The 10,731-nt window shown below is 68.2% G+C and carries 10 protein-coding genes; 1 reads left to right on the top strand and 9 read right to left on the bottom strand.

Translation table 11 applies throughout. The annotated features are described in order from the left end of the window. The first annotated feature begins 433 nt into the window (after positions 1 to 433). Entirely contained in the window at positions 434 to 1,990 is a 1,557-nt protein-coding gene (locus ACXJLH_RS25335) for a M4 family metallopeptidase (protein ID WP_457447070.1), read from the top strand. 11 nt (positions 1,991 to 2,001) lie between these two features. Here ACXJLH_RS25335 and ACXJLH_RS25330 read toward each other — a convergent pair whose 3' ends face one another. The 9 genes from ACXJLH_RS25330 to ACXJLH_RS25290 form a co-directional block, all read right to left on the bottom strand. Further along, positions 2,002 to 2,574 (bottom strand): hypothetical protein, encoded by a 573-nt coding sequence (locus ACXJLH_RS25330; RefSeq protein WP_457394310.1) that lies wholly within the window; start codon positions 2,572 to 2,574, stop codon positions 2,002 to 2,004. A 4-nt stretch (positions 2,575 to 2,578) separates the two neighbouring features. Further along, the gene (gene rpiA / locus ACXJLH_RS25325) at positions 2,579 to 3,238 is read right to left on the bottom strand and encodes a ribose-5-phosphate isomerase RpiA (RefSeq protein ID WP_457447068.1); all 660 of its coding nucleotides are present in this window, start codon (positions 3,236 to 3,238) and stop codon (positions 2,579 to 2,581) included. Positions 3,239 to 3,291: 53 nt separating this feature from the next. Further along, positions 3,292 to 5,052, bottom strand: a complete 1,761-nt coding sequence (locus ACXJLH_RS25320; RefSeq protein WP_457447066.1) for a glycoside hydrolase family 16 protein — start codon at positions 5,050 to 5,052, stop codon at positions 3,292 to 3,294. A gap of 5 nt (positions 5,053 to 5,057) precedes the next feature. Continuing rightward, positions 5,058 to 5,672: a PEP-CTERM sorting domain-containing protein gene (locus ACXJLH_RS25315; RefSeq protein ID WP_457447064.1), complete on the bottom strand. Its 615-nt coding sequence runs from the start codon at positions 5,670 to 5,672 to the stop codon at positions 5,058 to 5,060. A gap of 17 nt (positions 5,673 to 5,689) precedes the next feature. Then, complete coding sequence (locus tag ACXJLH_RS25310; RefSeq protein ID WP_457447062.1) at positions 5,690 to 6,361, bottom strand: PEP-CTERM sorting domain-containing protein; 672 nt, start codon at positions 6,359 to 6,361, stop codon at positions 5,690 to 5,692. A 192-nt stretch (positions 6,362 to 6,553) separates the two neighbouring features. Further along, complete coding sequence (locus ACXJLH_RS25305) at positions 6,554 to 8,032, bottom strand: carotenoid oxygenase family protein (protein WP_457447060.1); 1,479 nt, start codon at positions 8,030 to 8,032, stop codon at positions 6,554 to 6,556. Positions 8,033 to 8,044: 12 nt separating this feature from the next. Next, complete coding sequence (locus ACXJLH_RS25300) at positions 8,045 to 8,476, bottom strand: DUF2141 domain-containing protein (RefSeq protein ID WP_457447058.1); 432 nt, start codon at positions 8,474 to 8,476, stop codon at positions 8,045 to 8,047. A gap of 103 nt (positions 8,477 to 8,579) precedes the next feature. Then, entirely contained in the window at positions 8,580 to 9,701 is a 1,122-nt protein-coding gene (locus ACXJLH_RS25295) for a 3-deoxy-7-phosphoheptulonate synthase (protein WP_457447057.1), read from the bottom strand. 28 nt (positions 9,702 to 9,729) lie between these two features. Continuing rightward, positions 9,730 to 10,656, bottom strand: a complete 927-nt coding sequence (locus ACXJLH_RS25290) for a DMT family transporter (protein ID WP_457447055.1) — start codon at positions 10,654 to 10,656, stop codon at positions 9,730 to 9,732. Positions 10,657 to 10,731 lie beyond the last annotated feature (75 nt).

Genomic DNA, 10,731 nt, shown 5'->3' with positions numbered 1-10,731 from the left:
GCCAAGGCCCCGGCACCCAGGCCAGCCGCCAATGCCAGGCCGACCGCCGCGCCCATGGCCAGGCCGGCGCCCGCAGCTGCGCCGCGCCCTGCCCCGGCGCCAGCGCCGGCGAAGGACGACGGCGATTGGGAGACCTTCTGAGCCGCGCCACGCAGCGCCATTGAACGGGAGCCGGGCAATGCCCGGCTCTTTGCTTTTGGGAATCAGGGGCCGCCCGTCCCTCGTTCAGGGACGCGACCGCCGGCGCCCAGCGTGGCGGGAGCCGCCCTTACAGCCTGAAACGCCAAAGGTCGCCCGGCTTGTTGCGCCCCAGCGCCACACCCGGGATGTTCCCAGCCCGCGCGGCGGCATGGGTGAGCAAAGTCATGCCAGCGCCGCACCGGCGCACCCTGCGGCAGACCCGCCGCGCTTTCCAACAAACCAGGAGCTCCCGATGTTTCGCCCGATCTTTCGCCTCGCGCTGCTGAGCGTGGCACTCACGGCCTCGTTGGCCCAGGCCCAGTCCAATCGCGCCGACGCCAACGCACTGAAGAGCCGCGCCGAAGGCCATGTGCGCCAGTTTCCCGGCCTCAGCCTGCACGGCAGCGAGCACAGCTACAGCGTGCGCGACATCGTCATCGACAGCGACGGCGGCAGCCATGTGCGCCTGGACCGCAGCGTCGCGGGCCTGCGCGTCATCGGCGGCGACCTCATCGTGCAGACCGACCGCTTCGGCACCCTGCGCGCCATGCACCACAACCTGCGCTGGCGCCTGGACGGCATCGCCACCAAGCCGGCCCTGAACGCCAATCGCGCCGCCATGGCCGTGCTGCGCACGATGGACGGCGATGCCGGCAAACCCGAACTCGTCATCTATGCCCGCGACCAGGCGCCCGCCCTGGCCTGGGACGTGCCCGTCTCCGGAGAAAGCGCCGATGGCACGCCGTTCGAGAAGCATGTGATCGTCGACGCCTTGGATGCCCGCCAGCTCGACGCCTGGGACGACATCCACACCGCGGCCGCCAACGGCACGGGCAAGACGCTGTACAGCGGCAACGTGGCGCTGACGACCAACAGCATCAGCGGCGGCTACGAGCTGCGCGACCCGAGCCGCGGCGGCACCTACACGATCAGCATGGGCGGTCGCAAGAACGGTGGCAGCGTCATGACCGACGCCGACAACAGCTGGGGCAACAACGCGACCAGCGACGCCGCCAGCGCTGGCGCCGATGCGCAGTACGGCACGGCCATGACCTGGGACTACTACAAGAACGTGCATGGCCGCAACGGCATCGCCAATGACGGCAAGGGTGCCTACAACCGCGTTCACTACAGCCGCAATTACGCCAATGCCTACTGGTCGGACTCCTGCTTCTGCATGACCTACGGCGACGGCGACGGCACCAGCATCAAGCCGCTGGTGTCCCTGGACGTGGCCGGCCACGAGATGAGCCACGGCGTCACCAGCCGCACGGCCAACCTGACCTATTCCGGCGAGTCCGGCGGCCTCAACGAGGGCAACTCCGACATCTTCGGCACCATGGTCGAGTTCTACGCCGCCAATGCCAGCGACCCGGGCGACTACCTGATCGGCGAGAAGATCATGGTGGGCGGCGGGGCCTTGCGCAGCATGGTCAAGCCCAGCGCCGACGGTGCATCGGCGGACTGCTGGTACTCGGGCGTGGGCAATCTCAACGTGCACTACAGCTCGGGCGTGACCAACCACTTCTTCTTCCTGCTCGCCGAAGGCACCAACAGTGCCTACGGCAACAGCCCGACCTGCGTGACCGGCAACACCCGCGTCGCCACCGGCGCGGGCTCGCTGACGGGCATCGGCCGGGACAAGGCCGCCAAGATCTGGTACCGGGCGCTGACGACGAAATTCACTTCGTCCACCAACTACGCCGGCGCACGCAGTGGCACCATCGCCGCCGCCAATGAGCTCTACGGGACTGGCAGCGCCGAGGCGAATGCCGTGGCCTCTGCCTGGAGCGCTGTCGGCAGGAACTGAGCCGAGCGGGCTCAATCGGGGGCGTCTTCGGACGCCCCTTTTTTCTGGGCGTAGCTGGCCTTGCGGCCGCGTGCCGGGTACCAGACCTCACGTTCCACCCAGTGCGCCAACCGCCCGGCGCGATCCCCGCGCTGCTCGCGCAGCCAGGTCAGGACGACCTCATCGAGCACATAGCTACCGTCGCGTTGCTCGCGCACCGACTGTGGATGGCGACGCCGCAGCGATGCGGCCGGCATCGGCGCACCCAGGGCCATCGACAAATCCTCCAGCGCGATCCAGCGGTGGCGCTCGATGTCATCGTCCAGCACACGAATGCGGTGGCCCTTGAACGCGTAGTAGCGCCCCTGCACGGGCCGGAAGGCCAGTGCCTTCAGGCCCCGCCCGACCGTTTCGCCCAGGGCAACAAGATCGGACGCGAAGGCACGGCCCCACAGCATCAGCGCCACCAGCATGCCGGCCCAGCCGCTCGCCCACCACAGCAGCGCCGTTGCGGCGCCGCACACGGCCAGCTTGAACAGCAGGCTGCGCCACCAATGGTGCCTCTCGTGCGATGCCGCATCGAAGCCGAGGGGCTCGCGCGGCATGCGGTCAGAACTTCAGGGTCTTCACGCCGTCGGCACCGCCGAGCAGACAGACGCTGGCCTTGTGGCGGGCGAACACGCCGACGGTGACGACGCCCGGCCACTGGCTGACCTCGGCCTCGAAAGCCAGCGGGTCGGTGATGGACAGGCCCGTCACGTCGAGGATGTGGCCGCCGTTGTCGGTGACGATGCCGGCCCGCAGCCTGGCCTCGCCGCCGAGCTTGGCAAAACGGCGCGCCAGCTGGGCGGCGGCCATCGGGACGATCTCGACAGGCAGCGGAAACTTGCCCAGGGTCTGCACGAGCTTGGATTCGTCGGCGATGCAGACGAACTGGTCGGCCAGATCCGCCACGATCTTCTCGCGCGTCAGCGCGGCACCACCGCCCTTGACCATGAAGCCCTGGCCATCGATCTCGTCGGCGCCGTCGATGTAGACGGCCAGCCGCTCCACCTCTGTCGCATTCAGCACGGGGATTCCATGCTTGATGAGGCGCTGCGTCGAGCGCTCCGAGCTCGACACCGCACCGGGGATGGCGATACCGCTGGCCGCGAGCGCATCAATGAAACAGTCCACCGTGGAGCCGGTGCCGACGCCGAGGATCTGACCGGCGGGAACATAGTCCAGAGCCGCACGGCCGACGAGTTGCTTGAGCTGGTCTTGATTCATGGGCCCGGATTGTCCGGGATCGGCGCGGTGAACAACGCCGATCCCGGTCCGGCTCACTTCATCACCACGCTCCTGACCGCCGAATCGGTGGCCAGTTGGCTCCTGCTGTCCCAGGACGTGAATCGGTATTCCACGACGTCACCCTTCTTCAGCCCTCCCAGCGTGTACCGGCTGGCAGCGCCGTCCTGGCGCATGCGCACGGTCCGGGTCTCGCCGCCGTTGACCGTGTAGTGCGCGTCCACCCAGCCCGTCGCGTTGGCGGCGAGTTCGAGGGTGGTCGCACCGGCCTGCGTCGAGGCCGTCGGCACGGCGGCCGTCTTGGCAAGCGCCGGCGCCGTCACGGCCACGGCGTTCACAGCCGCCACGCCCGAGTCCCAGATGATGTCGTCGAAGGCCATCTGGAAGGACGCGGCCGGATTGGAGCCGTCCACGCTGAGGAACTCGAACAGCGAGTTCATGGACTGCAGCGCCACCAGGGGGCCGGCGATCTCGGCCACAGGGATGGTGGCCGTGCCCCACTCGCCGTTGCGCACCAGGCCATAGGCCGTGGTGTTGGCGGGGAAGGTCACCCAGCTGTGGTTGGTGTAGGTGTCCAGGATGCCGATCTTGAAGGCGACATTGGCCGGCGCCTTGATCTTCAGCTTGATGTTGCCGCCACGGAAGCCGCTCATGTCGTGCACCTGGCGCGACTGGACGGCACCGCCGAACCACTGCCCCGGCGCGAAGTAGTTCAGCGCCAGCACGTTGGACCCCTCAAACGCCGGGATGTTGCCGCCACCCATGGAACCGGTGTTCCAGATGAAGAAGTCCGCCGACGTGCCGAGCGCCTGGCTGTTGTTGACCGGCGTGTTGTCGGTGAACACGCCGAATTTGCCGGCCTCCGGCGTGATGCCGACGCCCAGCTTGACCTCGCCCTTGCCGTCCAGCTCATAGACACGCACATAGTCCACGTACATCGTCGCGGGCAACGGCGCGGTGATCTGCGCAGGCGTGGCGGCCGGCGTGAAGTTGCCGCCGACAGCCATGTTCATCAGCAGATAGAACGGCTCCTGCAGCGCTGGCGAACCCACCGTGGAGATGGGCGCCTTGTACATGTCAAGTTCACGGCCGTTGTCCACCAGCGTGAAGCGGATCTGCGTGTCAGTCCAATACAGGCGATACAGCACGAAGCGGTTGGCCAACGAGCGCGTGGGCGTGACCCAGTTCTTGGTCTGCCAGGCAGTTGACGCGGCGCAGCTTTCGTTGCCGGGCACGCAGGCGGCCTGGTTGAAGGTGATGACGTTGGAACCGACGAACTGGTCCGGCGACACGGCGGGCAGGCCCGCAGGCTGGCGGCCGCCCTGCTCCATGATGTCGATCTCGCCCTTGCGCGGCCAGGCCTGCGGACTGGTGCCCAGCAGCCACAGGGCCGGCCACAGGCCGACGCCGACCGACGGCGTGGCCGCGCGGATTTCGATCATCCCGTACTTGACCTGCACCTTGCCCGCCGAGTCCAGCTTGCCGGAGGTGAACTGGTTGGCGCCCATCACCTCGCGCTTGGCCGTGATGGCCAGGGCCCGCGTGGCGGGCTCGAAAGGCACGTTGACGATGCAGAGGTTGTTGGGGCGGTAGTACTCCAGCTCCTGGTTGCCGTAGCCGCACAGGCCGATCTGGCAGCCGTTGCCGTCATAGGTCGACCAGAGCGCGCTGTCGAGGCTGGCGCCGTTGAATTCCTCGGACCAGAGCAGCTTGCCGATGACGGGGCTGGTGACGCTGGCGGAAGCGATGGCACTGGCGGCCAGCAGCAGGCCGCCGATGAGGGTTTGGCGATTCATGGCATTCATCCTTGCTGGCGGTTGCGACGCAGGCGGGCCCCGACGACCAGGATGCCCAGGCCCATCAAGCCGTAGGTCGAGGGCTCGGGCACGGCGCTGGTGACGGTGATGCGGGTGGCCGGCGCGCCGGTGAAGCCCGTGTTGACCGCCTGCCAACTGCCGGACGAGGAGAAGGCCCAGGCGGCGCTGGGCGAATCGGTGCCGCTCTGCCATTGGCCGGCGAAGCCGGCGTCGGCCTGGGTCACCAGCCAGTAGCTGCCGGCGGCCAGGTTCCAGCCGCTGGGCGCCAACGCCGTGTTGGCCCAGGGATCGGTCAAGTGCGTGCTGTAGAGCCAGCTGTTGCCGGCGGGCACGGCGCCCTGGCGGGCCATGATGCCGACGGTGATGCCGCCCACGCCGTCGATGGACGTGAGGATGGACTGGATGGTGGTGGCGCTGCTGATATCGAAGGCGACGGCGAGGTCCTGGCCCTGGCCCAGCAGTGAGGCCCAGCCGCTGACGTCATCGCCGGGGCCATAGGTGTTGATGACGACGGTTCCGGCGGCGCTGGCGTGGGCGGCCAGGCCGCAGAGCAGCAGCGACGCGCCGATCCTGGAGAGGGTGTGAATCTTGGCTTGCATGGCTTGTCTCCTCGGGTTCAGGCGCGGCGGCGGCGGGCGATGGCGCCGACGGTGACCAGGCCCGCCAGCAGCAGCGCGTAGCTGCCGGGCTCGGGCACGGCGGCGGTCTGGATCGCGAACTGCAGGTCGTCGACGAGGACGGCATTGGCGCGGTTCTCCAGGATCGGGCCGACTGCGGTGCCGATCTCGATGAAGACCGAGGTTGTGCCGACCGGGACGGCAGCCGCCTGGAAGCTGACCTGCGTCCAGCTGCTGGTGCTCAACTGGCCCTGGAACTGCTGGTTGAGGGCCGTGCCGATGATGCCGTTGGCCCCCATGTAGCGCAGCGTGACGAAGGCGTTGCCGGTGACGCTGGCGTCACCCTTGGCCCAGAAGCTCAGCCAGGGCGTGTCACCCACATTGGCAGCGCCCAGTACAGGCATGCCGCCGTGGCCGACGGCATCCTGCAGCGCGATGGAGGCATCGAAGCCGTTGGGCGCGCTCAGCAGCAGCGAGAAGCTGCCGGAGTGGGCGTCGGTGGATCGCGAGGCCGGGCTGCTGGTGGCCGCCGTCAGCCAGCCGGCGGCGAGCTGGCCGGGGCCGCCCGCGGTCTCAAAACCGCCATTGGCGAAGGCGTTGGTTGTGGCTGCGCCGGCGGCACCGGCCAGCAAGAGGGTGGCCATCGCCACGCAGGTCTTCAGATTCAGCATGTTGTCGTCTCCATGGTGTTGACTGGGGAATAAAGAATCCCGAAACGAGGCGACGACGAACTGCTGCCGATCGCCGAAAGTGAAAGCGCTTTCTGAAAGCGCTTTCAACAAACTGCACGACCATAGGTGGCTTGCAAAAGCCTGTCAATGCGGAGTCCCCTGCCCCGTTCTCGAAGCAGGGGGGCTTGAGGTTCAAGCGGCGTAGAACTTGCCGTGGAAGCCGTAGGGCACGGCGTAAGGCAGCCAGGCGCGGGCCAGCGGGCCGTTGGCCAGGCGCATCGCATCGAAGACGCTGAAGAAACTGCGCCGGCGCTGGATGTCATAGCCCATGCCGACCAGCCAGCCCTCGCCTTCCCGAGTGCTGCCAGGCCTGGGCACCAGCACATGCTCCTCGACGACGGTGTCGTTGCCGAAGCTGAAGCGCTCGCGCGCGCCGCTGTCGATGTCCAACCGCATCAGGCCGTTGAAGCCCCAGCGCGCGCCGATATCGATGGCCGTCGGGTACCAGACGAAGCGGTGGCGCCGGGCGACGACTCGCGGGTCGACGACGGGGAACTCGACGGCCTCGTCGCGCGCAGCGATGTTCAGCCGCCCGCTAGCCAGGTCGATCTGCAGCACCCGCGGCGTCGACACGTCGCGCGCCGTGCGCTCGCCGCGCATGATCTGCCGGGCGCCGGCGTTGAACTCCGGCAGCGGCGTGCTCTGCACATAGTCCAGGCGCAGCATGCGGCCGTCGTCCCAGGCATTGCCGAAGTGAAAGACCTGGACGGCCGGCATCTCGAAGATGCGCTGCTTCGAGAAGTCGGCCTTGTCGACGACGAGCACGCGCGTCGGTTGCTCGCCGGCCCAGCGCATCGCGTCGACCATGGAGGCGCCAGCGCGCACGGCCGCCATGTCCATGGTGATGGGCGCCAGCAGAAAGACGAGGTGGCGTTGCGACACGGCGAAGTCATGAAGCATGGCCGGAGCCTGCACATCCAGCAGCGCATGGCGGCGCACGGTACCGGCGGCATCGAGCTGATAGACGGCCAGCCGACCGTTGGCCGTGCCGAAGTTCCACACCGTGCCGTCGGGCTCGACCTTGGGATGGGCCGAGAAGGGCATGCCACGCAGCTCAGGCGCCCAGGTCTTGACGCCGCGCGTCGCGAGCGTCGCCGGGTCCAGCTCATAGGCGCTGCCGCCCTCCCACAAGGCGTAGAGGCGGTCACCCTGCATCAGCACGCTGGTGTTGGCCACGTTGACGCTGTCGGGCCCGCGCACCGGCAGTTCGGCCTTGATGGCCGTGCCGAAGGCGGGCAACAGGAAGCGGCCGGCCTCTTGCTCGGCGCGGAACTTGGTCGTTTGCACGAAGCGGGCGCGGTGGCTGGCGCGGCCGTCCTGCAGTGTCCAGGACTGAACCAGGCCATCGCCGTCGAACCAGTGGTGGTAGCGCTGGCCGGCGCGTTGCATCAGGCCAGGACCATTGCGGAAGTAGCGGCCGCGCAGCGCGGCGGGCAGGCGCCCTTCAACGACGGCGCTGGCGTCCAGGTTCTCGCCATTCAAGCCACGCAGCGGCAAGAGTTCCGGCGCATCGGCAGCGAAGGTATCGACCGGCAGGCCCAGGGCCAGCAGTTCGGGGCTGAGGCCGCCGGCCAGCAGCGCGGTCAGCAGTGAACGACGGGTCGTGCTCATGGCCGTCCCCGCTCAGTTCAGCTTGACCTTGACCGACGCACCGGTCACCGGTGTCACGACGGCCTGCTCGAACTTCGGTGGGCCGAAGGTGCCAGCAGCGTTGTTGGAGAAGCCGTAGGGCTCGACCGGAATGCCCATGGCGTTCATGTCCAGGCGACCATTGGCATTGGCGTCCTGGAACAGGCTGATCGCCAACGGGCCGTCTGGCAGGTCCTTGAGCACGACGCTGAACTTGCCGCCAGTGGCCTCGGGGCCGAGAACGAAGCGCAGGCCGGTCTGCGGCTGGCGCAGCCAGTTGGCCGGCTCCGTGAAGACGGCCACCATCAGGGTGGCGCCCTGCAGGCGGCTCGTGTCCAGGCCCTCGACTTCGAGGGTGACGTCTGCCGCCTGGCTGCACAGCGGCAGCAGGGCAAGCAGGGCGGAGGCAAGGGCTTGGTGTTTCATCGCGATCTCCAGGGTTCAGCAGTGGGATGGCTGAATGTTGGAGATCGCCCCGCCGCGGCGCGAGCGCGCTGCGACGGGTGGGCGCCGGGCGGCGCGAGTGGACTTAACCCCGGCGCTTCTGGACGGCTGCAGCCAGCTCGCGCAGCAGCGGCTCGGTCTGGCTCCAGCCCAGGCAGGCGTCGGTGATGGACACGCCGGGCTTCAGGTCAGCCTTGGTCTGGCCCTCGGCCAGATCCTGGCGGCCAGGCTGCAGATGGCTTTCGATCATGACGCCGGTGATGCGCTGGTCGCCGCCCGCGATCTGACCCGCGACGTCATGGCCGACATCGACCTGGCGCTCGTACTTCTTGCTGGAGTTGGCGTGCGAGAAGTCGATCATGACCTGCTCGCGCAGGCCCGATGTCTTGAGCGCATCGCAGGCGGCGTTGACCGATGCCGCGTCGTAGTTGGGCGCCTTGCCGCCACGCAGGATGACGTGGCAGTCCTCGTTGCCCCGGGTCTCGAAGATGGCGGCCGTGCCCATCTTGGTCATGCCCATGAAGGCATGGGCGCTGCTGGCGGCCAGCACGGCGTCGCTGGCGACCTTGATGCCGCCGTCGGTGCCATTCTTGAAGCCGACCGGGCAGCTCAGGCCCGAGGCGAGCTGGCGGTGGCTCTGGCTCTCGGTGGTGCGCGCGCCGATGGCGCCCCAGGCGATCAGGTCGGAGATGTACTGCGGCGACAGCAGGTCCAGGAACTCGGTGCCGGCCGGCAGGCCCAGCGCGTTGACGTCGAGCAGCAGCTGGCGCGCCAGGCGAAGGCCCTCGTTCATGTGGAAGCTGCCGTCCAGGCGCGGGTCGTTGATGTAGCCTTTCCAGCCCACCGTCGTGCGCGGCTTCTCGAAGTAGACGCGCATGACGATCAGCAGGTCGCGGCTCAGTTCCTCGCGCGCCGTCTTCAACAGGCGGGCGTAGTCCATCGCCTGGTCGTGGTCGTGGATGGAACAGGGGCCGACGATGACAAGCAGGCGGTCGTCGCGGCCATGCAGCACGTCGCTGATCTGCTGGCGGGCCTGCTCGACAAGCTCCAGCGTCGCGTCGGGGATGGCCAGCTCTTCGAGCAGCAGCGCCGGGCTGATCAGCGCACGGACGGCACCGATGCGGGTGTCGTCGGTACGCGTGGTGTCGCGCGTTTCGTCGCGGGAGCCCGCTTCGCGGTCGTGGTGGGGATCGTCCAAAGGTTTCATTGCGAGGCTCCTGGGAAGCCCCGCATTTTCACCGCTTGGCGGCGGCAAAGCACACGGCCAGCGCAGAGAGCCCAAAACCGGCCAGCGCCAACGGCTCCAGGCGCTCGCCCAGCAACACGAATCCCATCAGCGCCGACACGCCGGGGATCAGGAAGAAGAGCCGCGCCACCTGCCCTGCCTGGCCGCGGCGGATCATGATGAACATCAGGCTGAAGGCGCCGATGGAGTTGACGAGGCCCAGCCACAACCACGACCCGATCAGCTCGGGCGCCCAGTCGATGGCAAATCCTTCGGTCGGGCCTGCCACCGCAGCAACGGCCAGGGCCGACACGGCCATCTGCACGCCGGCACCGCTGCGCAAGTCCATGTGGGCGCAGAAGCGCTTCTGGTAGAGCGTGCCGGCGACGAGGCCGAGCAGGCCCAGGCCGGCCACGGCGTAGGCGGTCCAGGCGCCGTTCAGAGGCTTGTCGGCGATGACCAGGCCCACACCCACCAGGCCGCCGAGCAATGCCAGCAACTGGCGCTGGCCAATGCGCTCGGCCAGCCACAGGTGGGCACCCAGGGCCGTCGCCAGCGGCATCAGCCCGATCAGCAGCCCGGCCACGCCGGCGCTCAGGCCCCATTGCAAGGCGAAGTAGATGCAAGAGAAGTGCAGCACCTGCATCAGCAGGCCGACGACGGCCAGATGCGCCCAACCGCGCGCCCGGTGCGGCCAGGGCGCGCCGGTGGCCATGGCGACGGCCAGCAGCACAACGGCTGCCAAGCCGAAGCGCAGGGTCAGCAAGGTCAGCGGCCCGGTGTGCGGCAGGGCCAGCTTGCCGGCGACATAGCCGCTGCTCCACAGCAGGATGAAAAGCAGCGGCAGGCTGGACGCGGCAGCGGCGCTCAGCAGGCGGTCGAACAGGCTGGGCCGGAAGGACCGGGCCATGCAGGGCGACAGCGTGGTGGTGGACATGACGACTCCTTGAAGGGATGACTGCACTCTAGGAATCAATTGTTCAGGACACAATCCATCAAATATTCGATTCAG

This window comes from Roseateles sp. P5_E4 (genome assembly GCF_054049255.1).
The sequence above is the reverse complement of the archived record's forward strand: the minus strand, read 5'-3'. Positions and strand labels throughout refer to the sequence as shown.

Coding starts and splice junctions, on each gene's coding strand:
- ACXJLH_RS25335 (WP_457447070.1), top strand. CDS start 434: ATGTTTCGCCCGATCTTTCGCCTCGCGCTGCTGAGCGTGGCACTCACG.
- ACXJLH_RS25330 (WP_457394310.1), bottom strand. CDS start 2,574: ATGCCGCGCGAGCCCCTCGGCTTCGATGCGGCATCGCACGAGAGGCAC.
- rpiA (WP_457447068.1), bottom strand. CDS start 3,238: ATGAATCAAGACCAGCTCAAGCAACTCGTCGGCCGTGCGGCTCTGGAC.
- ACXJLH_RS25320 (WP_457447066.1), bottom strand. CDS start 5,052: ATGAATCGCCAAACCCTCATCGGCGGCCTGCTGCTGGCCGCCAGTGCC.
- ACXJLH_RS25315 (WP_457447064.1), bottom strand. CDS start 5,672: ATGCAAGCCAAGATTCACACCCTCTCCAGGATCGGCGCGTCGCTGCTG.
- ACXJLH_RS25310 (WP_457447062.1), bottom strand. CDS start 6,361: ATGCTGAATCTGAAGACCTGCGTGGCGATGGCCACCCTCTTGCTGGCC.
- ACXJLH_RS25305 (WP_457447060.1), bottom strand. CDS start 8,032: ATGAGCACGACCCGTCGTTCACTGCTGACCGCGCTGCTGGCCGGCGGC.
- ACXJLH_RS25300 (WP_457447058.1), bottom strand. CDS start 8,476: ATGAAACACCAAGCCCTTGCCTCCGCCCTGCTTGCCCTGCTGCCGCTG.
- ACXJLH_RS25295 (WP_457447057.1), bottom strand. CDS start 9,701: ATGAAACCTTTGGACGATCCCCACCACGACCGCGAAGCGGGCTCCCGC.
- ACXJLH_RS25290 (WP_457447055.1), bottom strand. CDS start 10,656: ATGTCCACCACCACGCTGTCGCCCTGCATGGCCCGGTCCTTCCGGCCC.